Genomic DNA, 26,899 nt, shown 5'->3' on the forward strand with positions numbered 1-26,899 from the left:
CCCGACCGCACTGAATGGCCCTCCGATTGGTCGCCGGCGAACTCTACCGTTACGGTAGGTTTGATTCTCACGTTGGGGGAGGGTTTGCCGCGGCGGACCGACCCCATTTCCCGTCCCGAAAGGCCATCAATGACGAACAGCGCCGACGACCCCGCACGCCGCGACGTCGCCAAGCAGGAAACCCCGAACGACGCCACACCCCGCGCCGACCATGCGGACCGCACGGACCGCCGGCCCGAGCCGGACGCGCCCGTGGGGGTCGTGGACTCGTTCAAGTTCGCGTTCCGGTCGCCGACCCGGCTGCGCAAGGAGGTCCTCGCGGGCCTCGTCGTGGCGTTGGCGCTGATCCCGGAGGCGATCTCATTCTCCATCCTCGCGGGCGTTGACCCGCGCATGGGCCTGTTCGCGTCGTTCACCATGGCCGTGACCATCGCGTTCACCGGCGGCCGCCCGGCGATGATCTCCGCCGCCACCGGCGCCGTGGCACTGGTCATCGCGCCCGTCGTCGCCGAACACGGCGTCGAGTACTTCCTGGCCACCGTCATTCTCGCCGGCATCATCCAGATCGTGCTCAGCCTGCTGGGCGTGGCCAAGCTTATGCGGTTCATTCCGCGGCAGGTGATGGTCGGTTTCGTCAACGCGCTGGCCATCCTCATTTTCATGGCGCAGATCCCGCATCTGGTTGGAGTGCCGTGGCTGGTGTACCCGCTCGTCGCCGTCGGAATCGCCATCATGGTGTTCTTCCCGCGCGTCACCACCGTTGTGCCGGCGCCGTTGATCGCCATCCTGGCGATCTCCATCGTCGTCGTCGCCGCCGGCTGGAACGTCCCCGACGTCGCCGATCAAGGCGAGCTGCCGGAATCGTGGCCCGAGCTGCTCATCCCGAACGTTCCGCTGACCCTGGACACCCTGACGATCATCACTCCGTACGCCTTCGCAATGGCCCTGGTCGGGCTGATGGAATCGCTGATGACCGCCAAACTCGTCGACGACATCACCGAGGTTCACTCCGACAAGACCCGCGAGGGTTGGGGCCAGGGCGTCGCCAACGCCATCACCGGATTCTTCGGCGGCATGGGCGGTTGCGCCATGATCGGCCAGACGATGATCAACGTCCGCGAATCCGGTGCCCGCACCCGCCTGTCCACGCTGCTCGCCGGCGTCTTCCTGCTGATCCTCGTGGTCACGCTCGGCGACGTCGTCGGCATGATCCCCATGGCCGCCCTGGTCGCGGTGATGGTGATGGTCTCCGTCGGCACGATGGACTGGCATTCGATCCACCCCCGCACGCTGCGGATCATGCCGCTGAGTGAAACCACCGTCATGGTGGTCACCGTCGCGTCGACCGTCGTCACGCACAACCTGGCCATCGGCGTCATCCTCGGCGTCGTCGCCGCGATGATCATGTTCGCCCGCCGCGTGGCGCACATGGTCAGCGTGGAGAAGGTCCACGAAGCCGATGTCAACGGTGACGGCAACATCGACGTCCGCCGCTACAAGGTCCGCGGTGAATTGTTTTTCGCGTCCAGCAACGACCTGGTGTACCAGTTCGACTACTCCGACGACCCCGACCACGTCATCCTCGACCTCACCGAGGCCGATGTGTGGGATTCCTCGACCGTCGCCACTCTCGACGCGATCCGCACCAAGTACGAGGCCAAGGGCAAGGAGCTCACCGTCGTCGGCCTCGACGGGCCGAGCCTCGACCGGCTCGAGCGGCTGTCCGGGAAGCTGGGGGACTAGCGGTCAATCGCCGGGGATGGCGGCGATCAAGGCTCGAAGGGCCTCCGACAAGGGGATCCGTTCCTGTTCCAGCCGTTGATCCCCGGCGACGACCAGGGCGTCCAACGCGTCGGCTTCTGCGGCCGTGAGATGCACGAAAGAGGCTCGCGTCGCCGTCGGGTCCGGCACGGCAAGGTCGGCGTATGCCTCGAAAGTCGCCCGATCCATGAGCACGGACCTCACATCGAGGTTCCCGTCGGAACCCCGCAGCCCATTGAGGATCCCGAATCCGTGGGCATCCAGATCGCCCCAATAGAGCACCCTGCATTCGCGCAGCCACCGCAGCCGCGCCAGCTCGGTGGCCCCGTAGCCCGCGCCCCACACCGCTACTGCGCCGGGGCCGAATTCTCCCGGGGGCAGGGACAGGAACGTCTCCAGGTTCTCCACGATGATCGCGGTACGCGGCCGTTCCGGTTCTTGCTTGACGACGCCGACGTTCCCCCGGTCCGCCGCAGACCACAATTCGGCGATGTCGGTGATCGGTGCCGCCACATCCGTCGACGGCCAACCGGGGCCGAGTCCCGGATCGAGCAGCCGGAGGCGGATCGTCGCGGGCCGCCGACCCAACCCGAGGTCGCCGACGCTTGCGGATTCTTCGCCGCGTGCTCCCGACACCAACCGCCGGACCACGAAATTGTGCTGTTCCAGCCATTTCCCGTCCACGCCCCGGACCGCCACGGCCCGTGGCAGCAAGCCAGAGTCCGGATTTCCCAGGAACCATGCGACGACGGCGCCCAGCTTGGCAATTTCGCCGTCCGCCAGGGGAGCCCAGCGCTTCCAGGTCGCCGATATCGCCGACCTGAGCGAATTCTCGGAGACCTCGCCAGGCCCCCGTGACCCGATGATGGCCGATATGAGCGCGTCGCGGCGGCGAACCCATCGTCGCCACTCGGAACCCCGCCCCGCGGCCACGCATATGGCATCGGCTCCGGTGATCTGCACCCGCTCGGGCACGGTCTGTACGCCCCAACTGCGCCAATTCCGCTCGCGCCAATCAACGTCCGCGGCGAGCCCGGACTTCCGCCACGTCAGCTCCGTTTCCTGCCAGGACCGGATGAACGCGGCCCCGGCTTCCGCGTCGGCGCTCGAGGATGGGATCTTCGGCGGATGCAATGGCACGGACACGCCTGCGGCGGACGCCGACGGGTCGTCGAAAAGCCACGCTCCCGCGTGCTGGTCCACCTTGCGGGACAAGCGAGCCGCGATGTCGGACGGAGCCACGGGTACCGAGCGGGCCATCAGAAAATCTCCACTTCCGACACGTGCGTCGACGCGACGTCGCGTCCGCGGTCGTCCACCGATTCTTGGTATGCGACGACGAGCGTGCCGCCCACGTACGGGTGCAACGTCTGGATCAGCTTCAACGGGGTGGCCAGAATCATGTGGAATCCGAAGCTCGTGAACACGTCCATCGCACGTCTGGTGTACTCGGGGTCGGCGCGGTCGAAGGCTTCGTCGAGGATGACGCTGCCGTAGGTGGGCACCGGCTGGTCGGGTTCGGCGAGCTGGTAGCGCAGCGCCGCCGCGAGACAGAAGAACACCAGCTTCTGGGCCTGGCCGCCGGACAAGCTCGCCGAATCGCGGTGCGTGTCCACCACGTCGCCGACGGCGTTGTACTCCACGCCGATGAAGCTGACGTGCTTGCGGGTATCCAGCACCTGCCGGCGCCAGCGCAGGTCCGCCGAATCCGCGGATCCGAGCCGGTCGAGCAGTGCCGCCATCTTTTCGAAGCGCTCTTCGGCGACACCTGCATCGGTCCCATCCGCGCGGGTGGTGGCGAGCGAACCCGATACCGCAGCTTCCAGCTCCTTCAGGAAGCTCTGCACCGTCTCGCCCGTCGCGTCGTGCACGTCGATACGGAGCCACCGCCCCTGGTTGAACTCCGACTTGGCCAACGAATCGTTGACGGGCCGGATGCGGTCCTCGATGTCCGACCTGGCGCGACGAAGCTCGGCCGACAGTTGCCCGAGGTTTCGCCCGGACAGGTCGTTCATCAGTTCCATGAACCGGTTGTGGAAACGGGCGAGACCGTCCGAGCGGAGGGTCTCCAGACGCTTGACGCCGTCCCCGACGAACGACGGCTCCGCTCGGAGATCCGACCGCTCCGAGGGCCATTGCGTGATGTACGCCCCGAGCACCCTGGTGATGGCATTGTCGGCGGATTGGAGTTTCCGCTGGTGCTGGTGCTGCAGCTCGTGGATGCTGCGGAGGGCCTCCTGCCCGAGCCGTTCCATTCCCGCGGCGGTGGGGCGGCGGGTCAGGGAAGAGAACAGCTCCTCGACGAGCGCGTCACCGCGGGCTGCGTCGGCGTCGTCGGGGGCATCGGCGTCGGACTGCTCTCGTTCGAGCTGTTCCAGCTGCTCCGTCATGTCGGAGTGCCTGTTCGCCGCCGTCGTCACGGCATCGCGGGCGGTGAGGTACTCCTCGTTGGCGCTTTTCTCCAGCAGGCTGGCCCGGTTGTACTCGACTTGGATCTTCGCGATGTCGGGGTTGTCTGTCGACCAACTTGCGATGCGCGCGGCCATGTCGTCGGCGGCCTTCTCCGCGCCGGCGACGTCGATGTCCGACCACTCCACGGCACGGATCTCGGCGGCGCACTGGCGATCATCCTGCAGTCGCTTCACCTTCGAGTCATGGGTGCGCAGTACCTCCTCGCGAGTGCGGAGCACCTTCTTCGCCGTGGCCAAATCGGCGCGCAAGGCCTCGACTTTTTCGTCGTTCGACCAACCGAGCCTGTAGTTGCGCGTGTTGCCCAGAGGGGAGCGGTCGTCCTTTTCGAACCGGTCCTTCGAGTGCTTGGCCAAACCCTGCCGCGTCAGGGCCCGGTCGTGGTCGAACATGTCGCGTGGCGAATCCACGCACTCGTAGTTGAAGCGCTCGTGGAGCTGAGCCGTGACCCATTCCCGGTATGGGCCGTCGGCGATGTCGAGTTTGCGGGGAAGTGCCCGCGCCGACACTCGCTTGACCCGGGGTGCGGCTCCCAGCGGAACCACCCGGTAGACCAGACGGACCTGCAGGTTGTTGTCGTTGATCCATGCCGATGCCCGGTCTTTGAGCGACTCCGGGACGACGAGCGTCTGGGCGAATCCCCCGAGCAGCCGTTCGATCGCGGGCCGCCATTCAGCTTCGGTGGCGCGGACCTGCAGCAACTCGCCGATGAACGGCAGCTCACCCGTGGAGGCGCCCAACTCGCGGCAGAGACGCTCCCGCACCGCGATGTGACGCATGCCGATGTTGTTCGATTGTTTTTGCAGGGCCGCCAGTTCCTCCGAAAGCTTTGCGACGGCCGATCGCGCGTCCCTCCGGTCGGTGCTCAGGTCATATCCGGTCGCTTGCAGGGCCGCGAACTCCGCGTCAAAATCCGCGAGACGGCGCGCGGCATCCGCGAGCAGGTCGTTGAAGTCCGCGTTCGACGCGGGAGCTTGGCCGCCGAGGGAATGAATGGAAGAGGTCAGCCCCTCCAGCTTGGCGCGGCGGCGTTCGATGTTGTCCCGGATGTCGCCGAGCTCCGCGATGAGCGACTCATGCCGGCCGCCGTCGATTTGCGCGAGGCGGAGTTCGGTGTCCTTTAGCGCCGCGACCGCCCGCTTCTTCGCCGACTCCCGATCCGACAGCGCAGCCCGCAGCGAAGCCAAGCGCGCTTCCGCCGCCGCGATGTCTTCGCGCAGCAGTTCAGCGTGGATCCGGTTTTGCACGCGGGGCAGGGCGTTGCTCATCAGCTCGGCGTCACGGGTGCCAACCAGTGCTTCGCGACGGGCTGCCGCGTGTTTGGGCAGCGGTTCCAATGCGGAGATCTGGGCGCGGATGTCCTGGACTTTGTCGTAGGCCTCGCGCAGCTCCCCGAATTGCTCGACGGCGGTGTCGGCGAAACTGAAGGTCAGCGGCTCTTCCAGCATGTAATCGCGGAAAAGCTGATCGAGGCTGCCCAGGGATTTCGCCGACAACGTCCGGTGGAGCAGCAGCTGCGCCTCCTCGTTGGCGATGCCGAGTTTCTTGCGGAATCGACCCGAGAAAACGGTGTGCTTGTCGGTGAAGCTGCCGTTGCTCCACTTCTTCTTCAGGCCGCGGACATCGATGCCCGAGGTCAGGTACGGGTACATGTCCCGTAGCTCGACCGGCCCGTCGAGGACGCCGAAGAGACGGCGGACGCCGGTCTGCGAGTTGTCACCGGCCTTGAGGTAATACAGGGCGGCGAGCGACACCTCGGTGGCGGCGCCGGAGGCGCCGGAGTCGTCGCCGTCGGAATAGGTCAGGCAGATGCCGGTGCAGGTGGCCTTCGGGCGCAGGTAACTCTGGGTGATGTCACCGCTTTCGTCGGTGCCGCGCCGCCACGCACCGCGGATGTAGGACACCAGGCTGCGGCCGCCCCGACCCGACGACGTTTGCTGGGCCGCAGCGTTGAAGTGCACATTCTGCGGTGGGACCAGGACGGTGGAGATGGCGTCGATGAGCGTCGATTTTCCGGAGCCCGAACCGCCCGTGATCAGGAAACCCTGCCGGGGCACGTCGACGTCGACGTACCCGCCGAACGTGCCCCAGTTGATCAGCTGCACGCGGCTGAGCCGGAACTGGCCGGGGTGGATTGCCGTGGTCACTCTTCCGTTCCTTCCCGGTCCTCGAACGCGGCGTCGACGTCGATCGGATCGCCGCCGGCCCCATCGCCGTCGGATGAACCAGATCCACCGGACATGGCCAGGTACTCGTCGCGGATGCCGGCGACGATGTCGGGGTCGAAGATTGATTTGAGTACGGGGGACACCTCGAATCGCCCTTCCGTTTCGGTCGCCGAGATGAGGTTGTATCCGCCGATTCGTTTGAATGAAGCGTCGAATCGGGTCCGGTACGTCCCTTCGTCCCGGTCGCTGCCCACGCGGTACACCTCGAGAGCGTCGAAGACCTCGTCCTTCTCCACGATCACGCGTTCACCCGGTTGCGCCATGGCCAGCTCGGTGCGCAGATGCAGCAAGACGACCGTGTCGATGTGATTGAGCGGCACCGTGCGAAGCACCTTTGGTACCGATACGCTCTCGTCGGCGTCGACCATCCGGGTGAAGGCGATCCCTGATGTTTCGTCAAGAACAAGATCCAGGAACACGTCCGATAGGCGCGAACGCAGCTCGGTTTCGTCGCTGAGAATCGCCTTCCACACTTCGGGCTGCTTATCAGCTCTGACCAGTGGTCCCTGCAGCAAACGGACCAGTGCCCGACGCGACGCGGCCGACAACGTGCCCGTGTCGGTTCGCCAGAGCTGGTCGGGGCCAAGTGGAGTCTCCGCTTGGGCTGCCGTCGGATCTGCGATCCGCGCGTGTGCGGGTTCGGTCATGACGTTGACCTTCCTTCGGAACCATGATTGTGGAAGCTGCGTTCGTCGAAAAACCACCGGGGAATCCGGGCTTTGCCTTCGTCGCCTTCACCGTTCCAGGTGACGATTTCCCGGGCCACACCAGCGGCGGTATCGACCTCCGTTTTGGTGTCTAGTGCCACGGCCGGGTAGCCGTGGCGCATGGCCATGTGCAAAAGGCCCACGATACTGGCGAGGCCTTGGGTCGCTGGGTGATCGGCGAGGACGGTGCCGATGGTCGGCGTTCCGTGGCGATTGATGCTCGCCAAGACGTTGTTGCGCAGTTCTTCGAAGTCGATTTCGCTAGCCCGGACCTTATTGAGAAGTTCGGCGGTGTCCACGGTCGCGGTGGGGGAATCCTCCAGAACCACGGCGACCCGCTCCTCACCGGGATTCCGGAGCCGCAATCGCGAAACCGAATCGATCGACATGCCGATCAGTTCCACCGCAGTAGACAAGTTGGTCAACGGCTTCGCCTGACCCTTTTCCGCTGCATCCGCCGCCGCCCCACGAGCTTGCCGGAGCAGCTCGAGCATTCGCCTGTCCTCCGCGAACTCGTCGGAGGTGACATAGTGGCGCAGGGACCGCGACAATCCCGTCAACACTTGGCTGACCTCGGCGCCGGATATCTCCATGTCCCGGAACAGGCGTCGCAACCGGCGTTTGACCTCCGGCGACAGGGAGTTCGATGAGTCCCGGTCAAGCACCTGGCGAATCCACGCATCCACGTATTCGGAGCGTTCGGGATCCAGCAGCATCGCATAGAAGCCCGAAAAGCTCCTGCCTGCCTCGGATTCCCCGATCAAGTCGACGCCGCGGAAAATGTCCTCCAGAACATCGCCCCGGGTTCCCTCGGGGTCCAACAGCTGCCGCCGCAAAGTCCTGTTCAAGTCCTCGAGATCCTGTCGGACCCTGGCGAAATCCGCGGGCACGGCGGCGGCCGAGTCGAGGATGTCGGATATGCGCTCGGAGATCTCCTCCGTGCTCGGCAGCGTGAACTCTCCGGCGGCGACGTCTTCGATCCGCGCCTCCAATTCGGCCCTTTGCGCGTACAGACTTTCCAGGCGGCTCTGAGCATCCGGATCGGTGTCGCGCGCCAATGACTGGATCCGTTCCGTCAACGACGTGATTCGCGACGCCGTAGCCGCCGGGCGTGGCGCCGTCAGCCGTGACGCCATGTCGACGGCGATGAGCGCTTCCTCGCTCGGTTCGAGAGTCTCACCTGTTGAGGTGCTGCCCGGTCGGCGGATCAGCCAGCCGGAACCGACCCAGTCACCGCAATACTGTTGGGCGCTGCGCGGCATGTCGATGCCCCGTGACCGCAACCGCGCGAGGTCGTCGGACAGGGCTTCGTACACCTCACCGGCTGCGCGGGGTTGGGTGCCGACGGGGAAGTATTCCGAGATGACGGCGATGATCACCGGTGCATGATGGCTTCGGAGCAGGCTGAACACGCGCGAGTCATCCACGAGCCGCCTCAGCTCAAGGGAACGCGCCGCAGCACTGCCGATCACCGCCATACGTTAACTATGGCAGACCATCCGGATCGCAGGTCCGCGGAATGACGGTGATCGGTCCAAGTGTTCGAACACCCGCTGCCCGGGTCCCGCCGCTCATTCGCCGCTGTCCCGCTCCAATCGTTCCAGCGCGGCGGAGTACCGGGCTCGCAGCTTGTCGACGCGGGCGCGTTCGGCGTCGGTGTCGGTTGGCAAATTGCCCAGGCCGCCGTGGTTGTCGCGCACGTCGGCGAGCTTGATCGCCCGGGATCGTTCATCGGCCGCCGCCCGGTCCACGAAGTCCGCGTAGTCCTCGCCGTCCCGCTTCGTCAGTGCCTCGACATGCTTGACGACGTCCGCCGGCAGTCCGGCTCGCTCGGATTCCCAGGTTTCGGGGTGATCCTCGGCGACGTCGTGAAGCAGCGCCGCGGCAATCATGTCCGGGGTGCCGCCGACCGCCTCGACCATCTCCGCGACGCGCTCGACGTGGCGCAGGTAGGGCTCGTCGGCGCCGCCGGGGCCGGGGCGGACGTCGTCGGCGTGGGCGCGTGCGGCCAGTGCGTGGGCGGCGCGGATCGTGGCGTCGGGGTGGGCGGCAAAGTTCGTCATGTCTCAAAGGGTATGTGCGGCGGCGGACCGGGAGACCGTCCGCGACCACCTGCACGTTTCAGTATGCGGGACGAACGTCCCATAAGGTGGACGCATGACGATGATGAACCACACCTCACCGCACGGCCGGGCGAACGAGGACGCTCCGGTGCACGTCGAGAACAAGGCCGAGGAACGCTCCGCCGCAATCGCGGTCGTCGCCTTCCCCGCGTTCATCCTCGTCGGCGCCGTCATCGCCTACTTCGTCCCCGAACCGTTCGTGCCCATCGGCGACTACATCACCTACGCCCTGATGGTGATCATGTTCTGCATGGGCCTGACGCTGACGATCCCGGACCTCAAGCTCGTCGCCCGCCGCCCCGGGCCCATCGCCATCGGCGTCGTCGCCCAGTTCGTGATCATGCCGCTGGCCGCCGTCGCGGTGGCGAAGATGCTCGGCCTCAACCCGATGCTCGCCATCGGCCTGCTCATGCTCGGCTCCGTGCCCGGCGGCACCGCCTCCAACGTCGTGGCGTACCTGGCCAAGGGCGACGTCGCCCTGTCCGTGGCCATGACCTCTGTGTCGACGCTGCTGTCGCCGATCGTCACCCCGATCATCATGCTGCTGCTCGCCGGCGAGGAAACCCCCGTCGACGGCGGCGGCATCGCCTGGACCCTGGCCAAGACCGTGCTCATCCCCGTCGTCGGCGGCCTGGTCATCCGCGTGCTGTTCGACAAGATCATCGACAAGATCCTGCCGATCCTGCCGTGGCTGTCGATCCTGGGCATCGGCGCCGTGGTGTTCCCGGCCGTCGCCAAATCCGCCGAGACCCTCAAGACCGTGGGCCTGCTCGTCATCGCCGCGGTGATCCTGCACAACCTGTTCGGCTACATCTTCGGATACCTCGCCGCGAAGGTGTTCTCGTTCCCGCCGGAGGCCTGCCGCACCACCGCCATCGAAGTGGCCACCCAGTCCGCCGGCCTGGCGTCGGGCATGTCCGGCACGTTCTTCTCGGCCGAGGCCGCCATCCCGGGTGCCATCGCCGCCGTGTGGCACAACGTCGCCGGCGCCATCTTCGCCGCCGGTGCGCGCAGGCTGGCCGACCGCACATCGGCCGACCGTACGTAGAGCGTCCGCACGCCGACCGGACGTCGGTCGCACGCCGGCCGACGGCGGGGAGCGGAGGGCGCGGCGCAGTCGGTTCACCCCGCCCGGGAATGTCGGGGCGGCCGAGACGGTTGCACCAGTCATGCGCATCGATATCTGGTCCGACGTCGTCTGCCCGTTCTGCTGGATCGGCAAGCGGCACCTGGAGAAGGCCCTCCAGGGTTTCCGCGCCGAGCACCCCGACGCCGAGGTGGAGGTCCTGTGGCGGGCGTTCCAGCTCGACCCGAATGCGGAGGCCGAGTCCTCCGAGACGATCCCGGAGATGATCGCCCGTAAGTACGGCATGCCGCTGGAGGCCGCGGTGGAGTCCCAGGATCAGATGGCCGCGACGTTCGCCTCCGTCGGTCTGGAGTTCAACTGGCGCGACGCCAGGTCCGGCAACACCTTCGACGCCCACCGCCTGGCCGCGATGGCCTCGGATCACGACCTCGACGACGAGGCCGATGAGGCGCTGAAGAAGGCCTACTTCACCGACGGTCGCCTCGTGTCCGACCACGGCGTGCTCCGCGAGATCGGCGAGTCGATCGGCCTGTCCGGCGATGCCGTCGACGGGATGCTGGCCTCCGACGAGTACGCCCTCGACGTCCGCCACGACATGACGATGGCCCAGGGTCTGGGCATTTCCGGCGTGCCCTTCTTCGTCTTCGACGGCAAGTTCGCCGTCAACGGTGCCCAGCCCGTCGATGTGTTCCGGCAGGCGTTGGACACCGCGTGGGCGGAATCCGGCAAGGGCGTGACGACGACCGATGCCACCGCATCCGATGGCGGGGCCGGTGACGGCGGAGGTGCCGAGGGGCCCGATTGCACGGACGGTTCCTGCTCGACGTAGATCGCACGGGGCACTCCGGGGTGGGCGAGCTTTCCGCATAACCGTCACCACATCGCCGGTGCGTTGCACTTAATGGGCATAAGTGCAACATCGATGGCGTTTCGTTGCACTTGAGGGCCATAACTGCAACAGTTGAGCCATCGAATGGCGGTGACGGATCAAAGATGAACCGTCGGAAAGCGGGAAAGCCATGACGTGGCCGCGCACCCGGCGCAAGCGGCCTCGGGCGCCGGGGCCTGCCGCAGTAGGCGTCGGGTGTCTTCTGCCGTGGTGGACTTCTAGGCGGAGCCCCGGCCTTCGGCGAGCACTCTGGCGACCTCGTCGAGAAAAGCGTCGTCGGCGGTGTCCGCGAAGGCCCCGACGACCGCCGGCAGCAGCGCCGCCATGCGCTCGGCGACGGCGTCGACCGGTTCGGCGGCGTCTTTGTCCGCCGCGCGGGCCTGCAGCCATTCGCGGACCTGGTATTCGGCGGCGGCCACCCACGTCCGCAGGGCCGCCCGCCCCAGGGCAGTCTCCTCGACCGGGTGGACGCGGCGCGCGATTTCCGTGGCGATGGCGTCGCGCATCCCCTCGGCGATGGAACCCCGTCCATGCCCGTCGAGCAGGGCGATCACCTCGGAGCGGACCGCGTCGCAGATGCGCAGGAACTCGCGGATGCCCACGACGAGTTCCTCCCACTGGTTGTCCGACCCGAAACCGGAGAACATCCGTTTCTGAAATGCCGCGGCGATGCGGCCGATGATCGCCATCCGCAGATCGTCGAGGCCGCTGAACAGGCGGTAGAACGTCGCCCGCGACACGCCGGCCTTCTTGGCCACGTCGTCGATCGTGTAGTCGTCCGGCTGCCCGCCGGAATACAGGGAGGCCGCGGCGTCGAGGATGTCCTCGCGCCGACGACTGGCCGAAAGGCGACGGCGACGGCCCGGCTTCCCGGGCTCTCGCCGGGGTTCGACCGGGCCGTCGTCGACCTTTTCGGATTCGTCCTTCACCCTCGCCAGGGTAGTGGGGTCACTCTTGCCAGGGGCGACCGACCTGCGCGACGACTCCCCTCGGGTTGGGGCGCTTCGCGACGGATGCCGCGCCGACGACGATGCCGTCGCGAACCACGACCGCCTCGTACGTGCCGGCGTCGACGTCGTCGGCGACCACGATCAGTTGGCCATGGTCGCCGGTCTCGCGCTGCACGCCGGCGCCGGGTGCGACCGCATCGACGACGTCGCCGACCGTGGTGATCCGCAGACCCGCCTGGACGCTCCAGCGTCGGGGCGGTGCCGGATCAATCGGATCGGGCGCGTCGACGTCGCCCGCATCGACCAGCACGCCCGTCGCCGCCCGGACCCCCGAGGCACGGGCCGACGCGAGATCCTCGTCGCGGCGACGGCGCTCGCCGATGCGCAGCGTCGAACAATCGCCGGCGGCATACAGTCCGGTTCGGGAGGTCCGGCCCAGGTGGTCGACCACGATGCCGTCGTCGACGTCGAGGCCCAGCTGCTCCGCCAGCTCCGTGTCCGGTCGCACGCCGATCGCGACGACCGCCACGGCGTCCCCATCGGGCTCGGCCGCCCCGCCCAGGGCGAACTCCACGCCCCTCCGTTCGTGGACGCCGCGCAACCAGCGCGCCGCGTCGACGGGCAGCATCCGGCCCATGATCTCCGGGGCCAGGTCATGCACGCGCACCCGGTGGCCGGCGTCGATCAGGGAACTCGCCGTCTCCATCCCGAGCACTCCGGCACCGATGACCTCCACGCGGTCGCCGTCGCGAATCGACTCCCGCAGTCGCACCGCGTCGTCGGCGGTGCGCAGGAGGTGGGCGTCGTCAAGCGAGGCAATGGAGCGGGGCACGGCCCCGGTGGCGAGGACCACGGGGCCGGTCAGCTCGGCACCGTCGGAGTCCCGGACGAGTTTTCCGCGCTTGACGACAATCCGGCCTCCGACATGCACCGTCACCCCGTCGGGTACGGCCCCCAACCCATGGTCGGCAACCTCGGCGGTGCCGGCCAACAGGGACTTCGACACCTCCACCCGGTTGTATGGATGATGCGGCTCACCGGCGTGAAGGTCCACGGACCAGCCCGCGCGGGCGAGTTGCCGGGCGGCGGCCCAGCCCGCCGGGCCACCTCCGACGACGTGGGCGTGGGTCACTGGGAGACCTCGACCATCTCGAAGTCGGCCTTCGCCGCACCGCAGTCGGGGCAGGACCAATCATCGGGGATGTCGTCCCACCGGGTGCCCGGGGCGAAACCTTCCTCGGGCCAACCCTCGGCCTCGTCGTAGACGAAACCGCACTGCAGGCATTCGTAGACCTTGTACTCCATGGGTGTTCTCCTTCGGTGATCGGGAGGGGAGGATGAATGGTGGGGAAGAGGGGCTACCCGGCGTGGGCGGCCAGGGCCTTCTTCAGCTGCGGCAGCTTCGACGGGCGGACGTTGATGCGCTCGATTTCGCCCTCGGCGTGGGCGATGACGCGATCGTCCATGACCGCACGCCAGAACGGCGGGATCATGGCGACGGCGATCATCGCGGCGTAACCGGACGGAAGGTTGCCGGCCTCGTCGAAGGAACGCAGCGTCTGGTAGCGGCGCGTCGGGTTGGCGTGGTGGTCGGAGTGGCGCTGCAGGTGGTACAGGAACACGTTCGTGACGATGTGGTCCGCGTTCCACGAGTGGCGCGGCTGGCAGCGCTCGTAGCGGCCGTTGTCGAGCTTCTTGCGCAGCAGACCGTAGTGCTCGATGTAGTTGACCGACTCCAGGTAGAGGATGCCGGTCGCGCCCTGGAGGATGAGGTACGGCAGCACGATCCAGCCGAACGCCGCGGTCAGCGCCGCGTAGAGGACCAGCGACATCGCCCAGGCGTTGAGGACGTCGTTGTCCGGGTGCCAGAAGCCGCGCTTCTTGCGGGCGGCGCGCTTCTTCTCCAGCTCGATCGAGTGGATCAGGCTGCCCCAGAAGCTGCGGAAGACGAACAGGTAGATCGGCTCGCCCCAGCGCGCCGACGCCGGGTCCTCGGGTGTGGCGACGCGGACGTGGTGGCCGCGGTTGTGCTCGACGTAGAAGTGGCCGTACCAGGTCGGGGCGAGGGTGATCTTCGACAGCCAGCGTTCCAGCTGGTCCTTCTTGTGCCCCAGCTCGTGGGCGGTGTTGATGCCGATGCCGGAGGCGACTCCGGCGGTCATGGCCAGGCCGATGGAGTCGAAGATGCTCAGGTCGCCGCGACCCCACAGGTAGGCGGCGGCGATGAGCGAACCGTACTGCAGCGGAATGTAGGCGTACAGGGTCCACTGGTAGTACTTGTCGGCTTCGAGCCTGGCCATGACTTCATCAGGCGGATTCGAGCCGTCGTTGCCGATGAAGTAGTCCAGCAGCGGGATGACGATGAAGACGACGATCGGCCCGCCCCACCAGACCCAATCGATGGCCCAGCCGCTGAACCAGATTCCCAGCAACGAGCGAAGGCCCCAGGCGAGGAGCACGGCTGCCGCGGGGATGAGCCCGAGCAGCCACAGGTAGCGCTTCGGGTCGGTCCAGGAATACGGGTCGACGATGACTTCGGCGTCGGGGTCGGCCGCGACACGGCGCAGGCCCATCGCCTCGGTGCGGGTCCGCCGACGGCGGACCACATCGGGGTTGTGCGTCATGGTTTCTCTCCTGCCTTCAATGGCGCCGACGGGCACTCGGCCGGATACCGGCGGTGACCGCTATGAGACGGGGTGTCTCATAGCGACATAATGTGTGCTTTCGATCACAAAGTCAACGGATTTTTCGAATTGCCGGCGAAACGCCGTTAGCTCTGAAGAAGTAGGAGTCGCCCCTGAACATGCAGGTGGAAGCAAAAAACGGCATGCGAAGTCGACTCGACTTCGCACGCCGTGGCCATGTGCCGCCGCGCCGCCTCGCAGCGGAATTCGCGTGCGGGCTCTACGCGATGGTCACCAACACCGCGGACCCCGCATCGGCGGCGCCCCTGTAGAACGCGGCGAAATCGGAGAATCGACGTCGGAGATCCGCCGCGTCGTCGTCGGAAAGCGATGCGGCGACGCCGTTGTCGCCCATCCTCGCGTCGAAGTCGACGGTTTCCAGCGCATCGGCGATCTCGCCGACCCGCCCCGGCTCGAGCACCGACGTCAGCGGCTGGCGGCACACGCGCTCGCCGCCGAGGATCGACTCGCCCAGCGGATCGCCGACGGTCTGCCCGTCGAGGGGATTGCCGGTCAGCGCCAGCAGCACGTTCTCCCAGGCGGTGTCCAGGTCAAACGCCGCGTGGTCGGCGATGGCCTCGAAATGTCCGAAAACCACCTCGCCCGTGGCGCGATCATCGCCGGCGTCCGCGAGCCCGCGCAGTTCCGCCACCTTGTCCTCGGCCAATCGCAGATACTCGGCGCACATTCCCATCGGCATCGGTGGCCGCCTCCTCCGTCGGTAGATTCGCCACGCGGTGGCCCCGCGTCGCGGGCGTTGTTTCCGGGCCCCGATTGTAGGCGCATGGCGGTCTCCGTGGCATCGTCCGGGTTCGCGCAGATGGGACGATCGGGCACTGGCCAACCTACGAGATTGAGGTATGCCAACCCTTATCTATATGATTGCGGCCATGAAGATGATCGGAATGGCTCCGGCCGCATCCGCCGCGGATCGAATCCCGCTCGCCCGTACGGTCCGGGGGACCGCCCCCGGCGCCGGGAAAGCCGTGGCCATCCGCCGAACGCTCTTCGCGGGCGCGACCTCGGCGACCGCATTGGCCGTCGCCTCGATGATGGCCGCGGTGCCCGCCGCCGAGGCCCTGCCCGCGATCCCGGATTCGATCCCCGCGGCGATCGCGGATGGCGCGACCGGCTCGGACGGAATGCCCGGGGACGGTGCGCGCGAAACCGTCGCCGAACCGCGGGTGTCCGTGACCCGCGAAGACGGAACCCCCGTCACCGGTGCCGTGAGGCGCGGCGACGTGCTCCTCGTCCATGGCTCCGGCTTCGACCCGGGGGCCAATCGCGGCGGGTATCCCGTGCCCATCCCGCCCGGCATCCCCAATGGCGTGTACGTGCTGTATTCCGCGTTCCCCGACCAATGGAAACCGAGCGAAGGCGTCCCCGGCGAAGCCCGCGAGCATCCCCACGACCGGATGGCGTGGGTCATGCCAGACGGCACCCTCGACGCCGTTCCCGGAACCGGGGTGAACATGCGCCGCCAGCTCGCGCGCGTGTCCCAGCCCATGGCCGAGGACGGCACGTTCACCGCCCGCATCACCGTCGATCCGGCCGAGGCCCCGCCGGGCGAGAACTGGGGCGTCTACGTCTACCCCGCGGCCGGCTCGGTCAACGCCGCCGAAGAACTGTTCGTCCCGATCGACTATTCCGCGGAACCGGGCCCGAATACGCCGCCCCCGTCGTCGCCGGATCTGCTCCTCGACGCCACCGCACCATCCCGGTTGGCGGGCATCGCAGGCGGTGGCGTCACCCCCAAAAAGGGCGCGGTCGCCGCAGACGACGGCCGCATCGGATTCACCCTGCACGAGGATTCCCGTGACCCGGAAACCGGTCATGGCACGGTGAAGTACCGCGGCACCGCCGACATCACCGCACGGTTCAGCATCGTCCACATGGTCATTCGCGACCCGTGGCTCGAGTTTTCCCCTCAGGGCACCTTCATCACCGCCGAGGTGTCGCGCGGGTACGACGTCGGCCCCGATTCGGTGCGGCGCGTCCGCATCGCCCTGGTCACCGAGGGGCCCGAGGGGGCGGACGGCACCGGGACCATGCGGACCACCGTCGGCGACGTCGAGCGCGTCCGCTGACCGGCGTCTACGGCGTCCAGGGCGCCCCAGAGTTCGCGGACGAGGGGCCGTCGTGTCGGGCGGCGATGCCCGGCGGCGGCATCGGGATGCGGCGTCAGGATGCGCCGGAGGTGCCCGTGCCCGCCGTGGAACTCGTCGTCGACTCCGCGGCACCGTCGCGCGTCGCCGACGCCGGGGTGCACTCGCGGTAGCCGTCGGTCAGGGCGGTGAGCTGATCGGCGGTGTCCTGGCCCGCGACCTCGACGGCGGGGCGGGGGATGCCGTCGTAACCGATGAGCATCGGCGTCCACTCGGCGTCGCTGACCAGCGGACCGTCGGCCTCCTCGTCGGACGCCGGGACGTCGATGGTGACGGTCAGGACGCCCGTGTGCCCGGCGGTGTCCCGATTGAGGTAGTAGACGAAGTTGCCGGTGCCGTAGTGAACGTAGGAGTTTCCCAGCCACCCGTGGCCGTTGACGCGGTGGGCGTGGGAGCCGATGATGACGTCCGCGCCGGCCTTCTCCAGCGCCTTCGACGTGTCGATGGCCGGATCACCCGGGCAGTGGGCGGCCTCGACGCCCCAGTGCATCATCGTGACCACCACGTCGTGGGTCTTCTTCGCCTTCTTGACTTCCGCGACGAGCCGATCGAGGCGCTCATCCGGCGCGGACGCCGCGATTCCGCCCGTGTTCTCGTCGGCGGACCTGTTGGCCAACGTCTCCTCGTACACCTGGCTGGCGCCGATGACGGCGACCTTCACGCCGTTGGCCTCCAGGGTGGCGGGGGCGTAGGCCTCGTCCTCGTCGCGGCCGATGCCGACGACGGGGATGGGGGAGTCGTCCTTCGCCGCGAACGTGTCCTCCGCGCCGGCGTCGCCGAAGTCGAAGGCGTGGTTGTTCGCCATGGTCACCGCGTCGACGCCCGCACCGGCGACCGCGTCGAGCGCAGAGGCCGGGGCGCGGAAGGTGAACGGCTTGCCGGGCCACGGGGATCCGCCCTCGGTGAGGGACGTCTCCATGTTGACCACCGACAGGTCCGCCGCACCCAGCGTCGACCGCAGCTCGGACAGCGAATCCTCGTCGTAGGCCAGCGGGCGCAGGTGGCTTTCGAACATCACGTCGCCGCCGAACGCCATGGTCAGACTCCGGGCGGGCACGTAGTCCTCCTGCGCTTCGTTTCCGCCACCGGTGCCGCAGGCGGCGGTGAAGGCGACGCCGGCCAGGGCGACGCCCGCCACCGTCGTTCGGGCAAACGTTGACGGCGTGGCGGAGGGGCGGTCGGTGCCCCGCATGAGGGCGCGGTGATCGAAGGCGGTCATGGGCCCAGAGATTATCGCCCGGCCCGGTGCGGCCGCGAATTGGGGCGATCCATCGGCGACACCCGCGTGGCCTGGGCGTTCAGCGTTTGCGTCCGCGCAGCGTCCACACGATGCCGCCGGCGGTGAGAACCAATAGGGCGCCGGCGACCCAGTCGCCGACGGAGGCGGAAGGGTCGTCGGCCGATGCGGCGGCGGTCTGGCGGTGTTCGGCGGACGCGGGCACCAGTCGGTCATCCTCGACGACGAAATCGCCACGCGGTACAGGGGTGAACAATTCCTCGGCGACGTCGGTGGCGGTGGCGGCATCGCCGAGGACGTTGAGGGCCACGGCGAAGTCCTCGCCGTAGGAGGCGCTGGCGTTCATGGTGTTGCGCTTGTCCGCCCAGCCCCACTTGGTGCCGATGACGCCGGGCAGCACGTCGGTGCCGAAGTCCTGGGCGTAGCCGTCGGCGGCGATGGAGGCGGGGGCGGCCAACGCCGCGAGGACCGGGTCGTCGAAATTCCCGGCCTCCACTTTCGCGGCGAGGAAGGTGGCCACGTCGTGCATGGTGGTCGTCGACTTGCCCCAGGTACGGCCACCGGTGGTGTGCTCCAGGCCGTAGCGCTCGGCGACTTCGTCCATGGAATCGGGATAGGCCGAGTACAGCTGGGTGGTGATGCCGTCGCTGGAGGTTTGCAGCATCTCCGTGGCCAGATCGCGGTGGGCGTCGGTGCCCTTGCGGTAGACGTGGTCGGCGATGAAGATCTTGCAGATCGACAGGCAGCTGCGCAGCTCGTCGGCGTTGTCGGAGTCGACTCGGAATCCGGTGGGCACGTGAACGTAGGACACCTGGGCCACGTAGTCCGTGTCGAACTTTCCGTGGGCGAGGACCGGAACGGGGATGACGTCGCGCCGGGCGGGCCTGCGTTCCGACGAGCCGGGCGCCACGGACGCCGAGGTCGTGGTCGAGGATGTGGTCTTGGTGGGGGCCGGAGTCGACGTCGTGCTCGTCGGCCCGGTGGTCGAAGTCCGAGGAGATGTGGTGCCGGACGACGCCGTGGATGGCGCGGTGGAAGACCGGGGCGATTGGGCGGCGGCACCGGGGGCGACGAGCGCGATCGCCATCATCAAAGACAATGAGGCCGCGATGATCCGCTTCACAGGACCGCACACCACCCATCCGTGATCGTCGGCCGCTCGTCGGGCGGCTCGTCAACGTCGTCGGTTCCGCCGCAGTCGGCGTACGACGCACCAACTTTAGCCCCGCAGCCGAGTCCCGGCTCAATCTGATCCTCTGACGGGGTAACCCGCGCCCGGCGGAGATCGCCTTCGTCGAGGCGAAATCTCGGTCACCATGGAATGGGGCGGGTGGTCCCGAATGCCGAGGTCGCCGAATCCGTTCGTGCTTCGGGTTCCGAATCGACGTGGCGCGCCTATGGTGGACGCATGAACAGTGCACGTACGCGTCCCCGTCGCTCCCGCGAGGTGGCCATCGGCGTGGCCGCGGCGGCGACTTTGGCCCTGACCGGTTGCGGCCAGCTGCCCGACGTCGGCCAACCCATCGACGCCGGTGCATCGGGTGGTGAAGGGACCGCGACGAGCGCCGACGAGGGCGGCCGCCCCAATCCCACGCTGTCGGAGACGGCGGAGCTGAAGAAGATCGACGCCTCGACGTTTCTTGACGCGAATCAGCCCGGGGTCCACTCGTTCCGCACCGACAACGGCCGGACCTGCATGTTCACCGAGAACGAGGCCACGTGCACGGGGACGGTGCCCGCAGATGCCCCGGCCGACGCATCATCCGACGCGACGAATGCGGCGAAGGTGTCCTCGAAGGGCTCGCAGTACGCGATCTTCGAGGGGAACAACCTCAATCCCGGCACGCTGTATGCCGGCGAGTACGTCGAACACGGGCGCGTGACGTGTTCCCATGTCGACGCGGACACCGTGTCGTGTTCGGTCGGCGACGACGGGTTCACTCTGACCGGGCCCGACGGCGAGATCGCCCTGGAAGGAACGGTCATCTCCGATTCCGACGGCAATTCCGGTTCAGGTTCCTCGGACTCCTCCGCCGATTCCGGGGCCGATTCCGGTTCGGGCTCCTCCGACTCCTCCGATGACTCGGCGGGCTCCTCCGATTCGGGGTCGTCCGGGTACATCACCAGCGTGTCCACGAGTTCGGGGGTCGTGCGGGCGTCGACGCCGGCGTGCGATTCCCGCGGCATCCTGATCCTGGAGTCGGTGGTCGTGCAGCCGGGAGTGGACACCGGGGAGGCCATCGCCACGTCGCTGGCGAAGCACCCGGGCAGCGAGTTCACCATCCCGGGCGCCTGTCCGTCTCTGCGCGCCCAGCTCAATGGCGCGGACATTTACGCCGTGTACTTCGATTACGGCAAGGACTTCGACAGGCTGTGCAGCGCCGCGGCGAATGCCGGCGGTAACGCGCGCGTGCTCAGCAACCGCCACGAGTACGTCAGCCCCTGCTGAGGAGGCCGCCGAGGAGGAACGTGCCGGCTGGCGTGCTTGCGCGTGTCAGGCGGTGAGCAGGCTGCGGTCGGCGTGCCGCTGGAGCCGCAGCCAGAGGCGGGCGTCGGTGCCCAGGAAGTCTCCGAGGCAGGCGGCGATTTCGTCGTCGACGCGGACGGTGCCGGCCAGAATGCCTTCGATCAGCGAGGCGGACAGCCCGGTCGCGTCGGAGAGCTGCTCGGCGTTCATGCCCAGCGGGGCGAGGAATCGGGTGCGCAGGATCTGGCCGGGCGTGGGGTCGTTCGTCGAAGGCGTCATGGGCGAACCATTCGGATCGGTGGCGGTGCGACGTGGTGTCGCACCTGGTCGTTCGGGACGTGCGTGACGGGTTCGTCGACCGTGTCGTGTGATCCATGCGACATGGTTGGCAACGAATCGGTAACGATCCCGCCTTTCGGGCGAAGTTAGTCGCCGCTGCGGTGGTTGTCACGGATTATTTTCCGGCCACCCTGTTACGGGTGTGACGGGGGTGCAATGCGGGGGCGGCGGGGACACGTCGACGCCGCCAGGTGTCGCGTCGTAATCCGGCGTCAACGGTCGGACGCTTCCGTTCACCCGCGGTCCGGCGCCTTCCGGCACGCCCTTACGCGCCGAAGAACTCCCGCCACTGCGGCCATTCGCGTTCGGCCTGCTTCAAGCCGGCTTCGTAGGCGGCGGTGAGCTTGGCCAGGTCGCGTTCGCGGTTGGACAACGTCATCTCGTCGGGGAAGAACAGGACGGCCTTGCCCCGGCGTTCGAGTTCGAAAAGTTCGGCGCGGGTGGCGTTGTAGAGTTCGGGCCGCTTGATCAGGGCCTCGGCCACCGCCGGTTCGCGGCGGAATATGCGGCGCATCATGGCCGGCCGCGCCACCGGCGGTCTCACGTAGGACCGTTCGCGGCTCATGATCACGAGGAATTTGTCGTACCCGTCCTCCTGGGCGATCTGCAGCGGGATGCCGCCGGAGGGGCCGAGCGCGCCGTCGACGTAGCGCACGCCGTCGATGACGGGCGGGACCATGAATCCGGGCAGGGTCGACGAGGCGCGGACGTACTTCATCAGGGTCTGCAGGGAGTCGACGTCGTCGCGGCTCCAGTAGACGTTTTCGCCGGTGTCGGCGCGCACGGCTCCGATGCGCATTTCGGTCTTCGACTCGAGGAAGTGGTCGAAGGGGTAGGGGCCGACGCCGGAGGTGGTGACCATGGGCGACTGTTCGTAAATCCACTCGGCGTTGAAGTAGCCGCGGCCGCGCAGGAAGCTGCCCCACCCTCCGAATTCGGCGTTGTCGGTCATGGTGGTGAAGGTGGAGCGGGCACGCTCGATGCTGCCGGAGAGGTAGTTGGCGGTCAGCGTGGCGCCGGCGGAGATTCCGCCGACCCAGCCGACGTCGACGCCGTTGCGCAGCAGCACTTCGATGCAGGGGGCGGTGTAGGCGTTGCGCATGCCTCCGCCTTCGAGGACGAGGGCGACGTCGGAGGCGTTGATGCGGTCGTCGGCGGTGGTGTCGTGTGCCCGGTTTGCCATGGTGCGCCACTGTATCGGGCCGGCGGCGGTCACGTGCCGTGTGGGGCGGGGTTGCGCCATGATGGGGGCATGAACGCTTCTTCGCTTGACGACGCCCGCCCGTCCCCGTCCGCCGCCGCTTCGTCGCGTGCGCCGTGGGAGTCGGCGGAGGATCATGTGGCGGATCTGATGGATTTCGTCGTGGCTTCGCCGAGTTCGTATCATGCGGCGGCGGAGGTGGCGCGCCGGTTGGTCGCCGCCGGTGCGACCCTGGTGGACGAGGCCGATGCGTGGCCGTCGGCGCCGGGTGCGTATGTGCTGGTGCGCGGGGGAGCGGCCGTGGCGTGGGTGGTGCCGGAGGGCGCCGCCGGGCGGGACGCGGCCGAGAGTGCGGCGTTCCGAATCGTCGGTTCCCACACGGATTCGCCGGGTTTCCGGGTCAAGCCGAATCCGGAAGCGGGTGCGGCCGGGTATGCGCAGGTGGCGGTGGAGGTCTACGGCGGTCCGCTGCTCGGCGCGTGGACGGATCGGGAGATCGAGTTCGCCGGCCGAGTGGTCACCCGCGATGGTCGCGTGCATCTGGCCCGCACGGGACCGGTGGCGCGGATTCCGCAGTTGGCCATCCACCTCAATCGCGGGGTCAACGACGAGGGCCTGAAGTTGGACCGTCAGCGGCACACCACGCCGGTGATCGGGTACGCCGGTGATGAGGGGGCGTTCACCGCGATGCTCGCCGACGCCGCCAACACGGCCAACGAGGCCGGCACCGCCGCCGAATCCCCGAATGCCCCGGTGTCGGCCGACGACGTCGTGGCCTGGGACCTGATCACGTGCGACACGCAGCCGCCCCGCACGTTCGGGGTGCGCGGCGAGTTCCTGTCCAGCGGTCGGCTGGACAATCTGCTCAGCGTGCATGCCTCGCTGGTCGCCTTCGAGCATCTGCTTGCCGACGGCCCCTCCGCCTCCACGTCGGCCGCGACCACCGGTTCCGGTCGGGACATTCCCGTGCTGGTCGCCTTCGACCATGAGGAGGTCGGTTCGGCGTCGACGACCGGTGCGGCGGGACCGCTGCTGGAGGACGTGCTGCGCCGCATCGCCGCGGCCGCCGGCGCCGACGAGGACGGCATGCAGCGCATGTTCCGCCGTTCGACGTGCATCTCCGCCGACGGCGCCCACGCGGTTCACCCGAACTACACCGGCGAGCACGAACCGGGCCACTGGCCGATGCTCGACGGCGGCCCGGTGCTGAAGATCAACGCCAATCAGCGCTACGCCACCGACGCCGTCGGGCAGGGCATGTTCGAACGCGTCACCTCGGCGGCCGCGCAGGAGGCGGGGGAGACCATCCCCGTGCAGTATTTCGTCTCCTCCAACCAGAAGCCCTGCGGCTCGACGATCGGCCCGATCACCGCAACGCGACTGGGCATCTCCACCGTCGACGTCGGCGCGGCGATGTTGTCGATGCACTCGCCCCGCGAGATGTGCGGCGTCAAGGACCCGTGGTGGCTCGCCCGCATCATCGGCGCCTACTGGACCGGCGCCTGAGCCCGTCCCCGAGGCCCCTCGTTTCCCCCGAACGGTGGCACGGTGATCCGCCCGCCGCATAGTGTCGGGGAACACGGCGATGGCGAGCACGGTGGCCGTCGCCAAGCATGGACCGACGTTCCCGCAGGCAGACAAGGACCCGCCACATGACGGACCCCCGCACCCACGAAGGCATGGCCTTCGACCCCACGGCCGAGCCCGCCCCCGGGCCCGCCGCGACATTCGAGGTGCCGCTGGGCGAGATCATCGAATGGCGCCGCCACCTCCACCAAAACCCCGAACTGAGCTTCCAGGAGTACGCCACCGCCGACTTCATCGAGGGGCTGCTCGAGGACTGGGGCATCGACACCGTCCGCCTGACCCCGACGTCGGTGGTGGGCACCATCACCGGCACCGCCGGCGACCCGGCGACCGGCCGGACCATCGGGTACCGCGCCGACATCGACGCCCTGCCCATCAAGGAGGAGACGGGCCTGCCCTTCGCGTCGCACAACGCCGGCGTCATGCACGCCTGCGGCCACGACGTCCACACCGCCATGCTGCTGGGCACCGCCCGCATCCTGCAGGACATGCGCGACCGGCTCCACGGCCGCGTCAAACTGCTGTTCCAGCACGCCGAGGAAATGCTGCCCGGCGGCGCCCGCGAACTCGTCGCCCTCGGCGCCGCCGACGACCTCGACGAGGTCTACGCCTTCCACGTCGCCCCGCACCCCATCGGGCACGTCGGAATCTGCCGCGGCCGGGTGTCCACGATGTCCGGCATCGTCTCCATCTCCATCCGGGGACGCGGCGGCCACTCGTCGAACCCCCAGCTGTCCGTCGACCCCGTCATGGTCGCCAGCGAGGTGACGGTCATGTTGAACACGATCGTCAGCCGCAACCTCGACCCGAAGCACATGAACATCGTCAACGTCGGCTCCCTCCACGCCGGCGAAGCGGGCAACGTCATTCCCGACACGGCCTGGCTGGAGGTGTCCATCCGCTCCATCGACGAAGAGGATTGGGCGTCGATCTGCGGGCGCATCGAGACGCTGGTCACCGGCATCTGCCACGGCCACGGCGCCACCGCCACCTTCGAATGGCAGACGCCGTACCCGATGGTGGTCAACGCCGACGTCGCCTCCGACCGCGCCTGGCACGCCGCCACCCGCGCCATCGGCCCGAACCGGGTGTTCGAGGCCGAACCGTGGGCGCCGTCGGACGACTTCTCCTACTTCTCCCGCGAAGTGCCCGGCTGCTACATGTTCCTCGGCGGTGGCGGGCCCGAAAACGGGATGCCCTACTTCCTGCACAACTCCCGCTACGACGTCGCCGAGCGCGCCATGTCGGCCGGCGTGAAGGTGGAGGTGCAGATCGCGCTCGACGCGCTCGCCCCCGGCCTGCCGCTGCCCCCGAGCCGCCCGCAGCAGGAGACCGTGATGCCCGCCGCCGGGGCCGTTCCGCCGCGGCCGGCGACTTCCGGACTGCGGGTGCCCGAGTCGAAGGCCGGTGAGCAGCGCGACCGTCGTGAATTCCACGGCGCCGGCACCCGCCCCGCCCCCGCCCCCGTCGGCGACGCAGGCGGGCCCCGCGAGCCGCACATCTCGGAAGAAGCCCGGGGCCAGGCACGGGAGGCGTCGCTCGACGGCAAGGAATGACCCGGCCGGGAAAGACCGCGGTGATGGTAAAGGTGGGGGCATGAGCATCTCCCGCACCACGCCCGATTGGCTCGAGCACGCCATCGGCTGGCACGTGTACCCGCTGGGTTTCACCGGCGCCCCCGTCCACGGCGACGAGTCCGATGCCGCGGTGGCGGCCGCACCGGGAACCGCGCGGCTGGACCACCTGATCGACTGGCTGGATTACGTGCAGGAGCTGGGGCTCAACGTCCTGCAGCTCGGCCCGATCTTCGAGTCGGCGACCCACGGCTACGACACCCTCGACTACTTCCGCATCGACCGTCGGCTGGGCGACGACGCGGCGTTCGACCGGCTCATCGCCGCCGCCCACGAGCGCGGCATCAAGGTTCTGCTCGACGGCGTGTTCAACCACCTGTCGTCGCAGGCGCCGATGTTCCGCGAGGCGCTCGACGATCCGGATTCCGCGTCCGCGAAGCTTTTCGACGTCGACCGTTCGGGGGAGGAGCCGACCGCGTCCTGTTTCGAGGGGCACCTGGATCTGGTGGAGTTCGACCACCGGGCGCCCGAGACGGCCGAGTTCGTCGAGTCGGTCATGCGCCACTGGCTCGAGCGCGGCATCGACGGGTGGCGCCTCGACGCCGCCTACGCCGTCGACCCCGATTTCTGGGCCCGGGTGCTGCCGTCGGTGCGCGCCGACTTCCCGCACGCGTTCGTCTACGGCGAGGTCATCCACGGCGACTACGTCGACATCGTCACCCGGTCCACCATGGATTCCGTCACGGAGTACGAGCTGTGGAAGGCCACGTGGTCGGCGTTGAAGGACCACAACTTCTACGAGCTCGAGTGGACCCTCGGCCGGCACGACGCGTTCCTCGAGTCGTTCGTCCCCGTCACCTTCGTGGGCAACCACGACGTCACCCGCATCGCCTCCCGGGTCGGCCAGGACAAGGCCGTGCTGGCGCTGGTGGTGCTCATGACCGTCGGCGGCATCCCCCTGATCTACTACGGCGACGAGCAGGGCTACACCGGCGTGAAGGAGGAACGCTTCGGCGGCGACGACCAGGTCCGGCCCGTCTTCCCGGCCACGCCGGAGGAACTGTCCTCCCTCGGCAACTGGATGCACGACGCCCACCGGCAGCTCATCGGACTGCGCCGCCGCCACCCCTGGCTGCACCGGGCCACGGTGACCGTGACGTCCATCGCCAACGAACGCATCACCTACGACGTCGGCGCCGACGGCCGTTCGCTGGCCGTCGCCCTCGAGGTCACCGGCAAACCGTCGGTCGAAATCCGCGAAGGCGAAAACGTGGAGTACCGCTTCCCCCGCCCCTGAACCACGCGACGTCGATCACGTCCGAACAAGACGACGACGCGCACGACCCGCCGACATCATGTGCGGCGGGTCGTGCGCGTCGTAAAGCCGGACGATGCCGGTCGGGCGCAATGCCGAACCCGCCCGACGGACCG

The 26,899-nt window shown here is 68.2% G+C and carries 23 protein-coding genes; 9 read left to right on the forward strand and 14 right to left on the reverse strand.

Going from position 1 to position 26,899, the window contains the following annotated elements:
- The first annotated feature begins 129 nt into the window (after nt 1–129).
- On the forward strand, nt 130–1,743 hold the full coding sequence (locus tag CFREN_RS03915) for a SulP family inorganic anion transporter (RefSeq protein ID WP_209653726.1): 1,614 nt from the start codon (nt 130–132) through the stop codon (nt 1,741–1,743).
- A gap of 3 nt (nt 1,744–1,746) precedes the next feature.
- Here the strand turns inward: CFREN_RS03915 and CFREN_RS03920 are convergent, their stop codons facing one another.
- The 5 genes from CFREN_RS03920 to CFREN_RS03940 form a co-directional block, all read right to left on the reverse strand.
- Nucleotides 1,747–3,021 carry a Wadjet anti-phage system protein JetD domain-containing protein gene (locus tag CFREN_RS03920; protein WP_209653725.1) on the reverse strand — a complete coding sequence of 425 codons (1,275 nt, stop codon included), beginning with the start codon at nt 3,019–3,021 and terminating at the stop codon, nt 1,747–1,749.
- Nucleotides 3,021–6,377 (reverse strand): ATP-binding protein, encoded by a 3,357-nt coding sequence (locus tag CFREN_RS03925; protein WP_070521095.1) that lies wholly within the window; start codon nt 6,375–6,377, stop codon nt 3,021–3,023. The genes CFREN_RS03920 and CFREN_RS03925 overlap by 1 nt, the downstream gene beginning before the upstream one ends.
- Nucleotides 6,374–7,105: a DUF4194 domain-containing protein gene (locus CFREN_RS03930; protein WP_209653724.1), complete on the reverse strand. Its 732-nt coding sequence runs from the start codon at nt 7,103–7,105 to the stop codon at nt 6,374–6,376. The genes CFREN_RS03925 and CFREN_RS03930 overlap by 4 nt, the downstream gene beginning before the upstream one ends.
- Nucleotides 7,102–8,643 (reverse strand): DUF3375 domain-containing protein, encoded by a 1,542-nt coding sequence (locus CFREN_RS03935; protein ID WP_070521090.1) that lies wholly within the window; start codon nt 8,641–8,643, stop codon nt 7,102–7,104. The genes CFREN_RS03930 and CFREN_RS03935 overlap by 4 nt, the downstream gene beginning before the upstream one ends.
- A gap of 93 nt (nt 8,644–8,736) precedes the next feature.
- A complete protein-coding gene (locus tag CFREN_RS03940; RefSeq protein ID WP_209653723.1) occupies nt 8,737–9,228 on the reverse strand; it encodes an HD domain-containing protein in 492 nt (163 codons plus the stop codon).
- A gap of 100 nt (nt 9,229–9,328) precedes the next feature.
- Here CFREN_RS03940 and CFREN_RS03945 point away from each other — a divergent pair, with 100 nt between their 5' ends.
- A complete protein-coding gene (locus tag CFREN_RS03945) occupies nt 9,329–10,336 on the forward strand; it encodes a bile acid:sodium symporter family protein (RefSeq protein WP_244979819.1) in 1,008 nt (335 codons plus the stop codon).
- A gap of 121 nt (nt 10,337–10,457) precedes the next feature.
- Entirely contained in the window at nt 10,458–11,204 is a 747-nt protein-coding gene (locus CFREN_RS03950; RefSeq protein ID WP_209653722.1) for a DsbA family oxidoreductase, read from the forward strand.
- 278 nt (nt 11,205–11,482) lie between these two features.
- Here the strand turns inward: CFREN_RS03950 and CFREN_RS03955 are convergent, their stop codons facing one another.
- From CFREN_RS03955 to CFREN_RS03975, 5 genes are all read right to left on the reverse strand, one after another.
- Nucleotides 11,483–12,193: a TetR/AcrR family transcriptional regulator gene (locus CFREN_RS03955; RefSeq protein ID WP_070521084.1), complete on the reverse strand. Its 711-nt coding sequence runs from the start codon at nt 12,191–12,193 to the stop codon at nt 11,483–11,485.
- A gap of 19 nt (nt 12,194–12,212) precedes the next feature.
- A complete protein-coding gene (locus tag CFREN_RS03960; protein WP_209653721.1) occupies nt 12,213–13,346 on the reverse strand; it encodes an FAD-dependent oxidoreductase in 1,134 nt (377 codons plus the stop codon).
- Nucleotides 13,343–13,519, reverse strand: a complete 177-nt coding sequence (locus CFREN_RS03965; RefSeq protein ID WP_070521080.1) for a rubredoxin — start codon at nt 13,517–13,519, stop codon at nt 13,343–13,345. Before CFREN_RS03965 ends, CFREN_RS03960 begins: the two co-directional genes overlap by 4 nt.
- Nucleotides 13,520–13,572: 53 nt before the next feature.
- Nucleotides 13,573–14,787: an alkane 1-monooxygenase gene (locus CFREN_RS03970; RefSeq protein ID WP_209654745.1), complete on the reverse strand. Its 1,215-nt coding sequence runs from the start codon at nt 14,785–14,787 to the stop codon at nt 13,573–13,575.
- A 331-nt stretch (nt 14,788–15,118) separates the two neighbouring features.
- On the reverse strand, nt 15,119–15,598 hold the full coding sequence (locus CFREN_RS03975) for a DUF1877 family protein (RefSeq protein WP_070521077.1): 480 nt from the start codon (nt 15,596–15,598) through the stop codon (nt 15,119–15,121).
- 190 nt (nt 15,599–15,788) lie between these two features.
- Here CFREN_RS03975 and CFREN_RS03980 point away from each other — a divergent pair, with 190 nt between their 5' ends.
- The gene (locus tag CFREN_RS03980; protein WP_224371567.1) at nt 15,789–16,985 is read left to right on the forward strand and encodes an HtaA domain-containing protein; all 1,197 of its coding nucleotides are present in this window, start codon (nt 15,789–15,791) and stop codon (nt 16,983–16,985) included.
- Between the two features lie 94 nt (nt 16,986–17,079).
- Here the strand turns inward: CFREN_RS03980 and CFREN_RS03985 are convergent, their stop codons facing one another.
- A complete protein-coding gene (locus CFREN_RS03985; RefSeq protein ID WP_239252264.1) occupies nt 17,080–18,282 on the reverse strand; it encodes a CapA family protein in 1,203 nt (400 codons plus the stop codon).
- 79 nt (nt 18,283–18,361) lie between these two features.
- Entirely contained in the window at nt 18,362–19,210 is an 849-nt protein-coding gene (locus CFREN_RS03990) for a hypothetical protein (protein ID WP_209653720.1), read from the reverse strand.
- A gap of 13 nt (nt 19,211–19,223) precedes the next feature.
- On the opposite strand from CFREN_RS03990, the gene CFREN_RS03995 reads away from it, so the two are divergent.
- Both CFREN_RS03995 and CFREN_RS04000 read left to right on the forward strand, forming a co-directional pair.
- Nucleotides 19,224–19,448: a hypothetical protein gene (locus tag CFREN_RS03995; protein ID WP_141743005.1), complete on the forward strand. Its 225-nt coding sequence runs from the start codon at nt 19,224–19,226 to the stop codon at nt 19,446–19,448.
- A 260-nt stretch (nt 19,449–19,708) separates the two neighbouring features.
- Complete coding sequence (locus CFREN_RS04000; protein ID WP_209653718.1) at nt 19,709–20,749, forward strand: hypothetical protein; 1,041 nt, start codon at nt 19,709–19,711, stop codon at nt 20,747–20,749.
- Nucleotides 20,750–20,794: 45 nt separating this feature from the next.
- Here the strand turns inward: CFREN_RS04000 and CFREN_RS04005 are convergent, their stop codons facing one another.
- On the reverse strand, nt 20,795–21,046 hold the full coding sequence (locus CFREN_RS04005) for a HigA family addiction module antitoxin (RefSeq protein ID WP_209653716.1): 252 nt from the start codon (nt 21,044–21,046) through the stop codon (nt 20,795–20,797).
- Nucleotides 21,047–21,371: 325 nt separating this feature from the next.
- A complete protein-coding gene (locus CFREN_RS04010; RefSeq protein ID WP_209653714.1) occupies nt 21,372–22,289 on the reverse strand; it encodes a patatin-like phospholipase family protein in 918 nt (305 codons plus the stop codon).
- 69 nt (nt 22,290–22,358) lie between these two features.
- Here CFREN_RS04010 and CFREN_RS04015 point away from each other — a divergent pair, with 69 nt between their 5' ends.
- From CFREN_RS04015 to CFREN_RS04025, 3 genes are all read left to right on the forward strand, one after another.
- Nucleotides 22,359–23,813, forward strand: coding sequence for a M18 family aminopeptidase (locus CFREN_RS04015; RefSeq protein WP_209653711.1), 1,455 nt, complete (start codon nt 22,359–22,361; stop codon nt 23,811–23,813).
- A 146-nt stretch (nt 23,814–23,959) separates the two neighbouring features.
- Nucleotides 23,960–25,450 carry a M20 metallopeptidase family protein gene (locus tag CFREN_RS04020; protein ID WP_244979551.1) on the forward strand — a complete coding sequence of 497 codons (1,491 nt, stop codon included), beginning with the start codon at nt 23,960–23,962 and terminating at the stop codon, nt 25,448–25,450.
- Between the two features lie 40 nt (nt 25,451–25,490).
- Nucleotides 25,491–26,765, forward strand: coding sequence for an alpha-amylase family protein (locus CFREN_RS04025; RefSeq protein ID WP_209653709.1), 1,275 nt, complete (start codon nt 25,491–25,493; stop codon nt 26,763–26,765).
- Nucleotides 26,766–26,899 lie beyond the last annotated feature (134 nt).

The sequence above is a fragment of the Corynebacterium freneyi genome (assembly GCF_030408835.1).
GTDB lineage: Bacteria > Actinomycetota > Actinomycetes > Mycobacteriales > Mycobacteriaceae > Corynebacterium > Corynebacterium freneyi.

Bases quoted from the DNA above. Each gene is read 5' to 3' on its own strand.
- CFREN_RS03930 (WP_209653724.1), bottom strand. From the start codon at position 7,105: ATGACCGAACCCGCACACGCGCGGATCGCAGATCCGACGGCAGCCCAA.
- CFREN_RS03950 (WP_209653722.1), top strand. From the start codon at position 10,458: ATGCGCATCGATATCTGGTCCGACGTCGTCTGCCCGTTCTGCTGGATC.
- CFREN_RS04005 (WP_209653716.1), bottom strand. From the start codon at position 21,046: ATGACGCCTTCGACGAACGACCCCACGCCCGGCCAGATCCTGCGCACC.
- CFREN_RS04015 (WP_209653711.1), top strand. From the start codon at position 22,359: ATGAACGCTTCTTCGCTTGACGACGCCCGCCCGTCCCCGTCCGCCGCC.
- CFREN_RS03970 (WP_209654745.1), bottom strand. From the start codon at position 14,787: ATGGGCCTGCGCCGTGTCGCGGCCGACCCCGACGCCGAAGTCATCGTC.
- CFREN_RS04020 (WP_244979551.1), top strand. From the start codon at position 23,960: ATGACGGACCCCCGCACCCACGAAGGCATGGCCTTCGACCCCACGGCC.
- CFREN_RS03935 (WP_070521090.1), bottom strand. From the start codon at position 8,643: ATGGCGGTGATCGGCAGTGCTGCGGCGCGTTCCCTTGAGCTGAGGCGG.
- CFREN_RS04025 (WP_209653709.1), top strand. From the start codon at position 25,491: ATGAGCATCTCCCGCACCACGCCCGATTGGCTCGAGCACGCCATCGGC.
- CFREN_RS03985 (WP_239252264.1), bottom strand. From the start codon at position 18,282: ATGACCGCCTTCGATCACCGCGCCCTCATGCGGGGCACCGACCGCCCC.
- CFREN_RS04000 (WP_209653718.1), top strand. From the start codon at position 19,709: ATGAACAGTGCACGTACGCGTCCCCGTCGCTCCCGCGAGGTGGCCATC.
- CFREN_RS03920 (WP_209653725.1), bottom strand. From the start codon at position 3,021: ATGGCCCGCTCGGTACCCGTGGCTCCGTCCGACATCGCGGCTCGCTTG.
- CFREN_RS03915 (WP_209653726.1), top strand. From the start codon at position 130: ATGACGAACAGCGCCGACGACCCCGCACGCCGCGACGTCGCCAAGCAG.
- CFREN_RS03940 (WP_209653723.1), bottom strand. From the start codon at position 9,228: ATGACGAACTTTGCCGCCCACCCCGACGCCACGATCCGCGCCGCCCAC.
- CFREN_RS04010 (WP_209653714.1), bottom strand. From the start codon at position 22,289: ATGGCAAACCGGGCACACGACACCACCGCCGACGACCGCATCAACGCC.
- CFREN_RS03980 (WP_224371567.1), top strand. From the start codon at position 15,789: ATGAAGATGATCGGAATGGCTCCGGCCGCATCCGCCGCGGATCGAATC.
- CFREN_RS03945 (WP_244979819.1), top strand. From the start codon at position 9,329: ATGATGAACCACACCTCACCGCACGGCCGGGCGAACGAGGACGCTCCG.
- CFREN_RS03965 (WP_070521080.1), bottom strand. From the start codon at position 13,519: ATGGAGTACAAGGTCTACGAATGCCTGCAGTGCGGTTTCGTCTACGAC.
- CFREN_RS03975 (WP_070521077.1), bottom strand. From the start codon at position 15,598: ATGCCGATGGGAATGTGCGCCGAGTATCTGCGATTGGCCGAGGACAAG.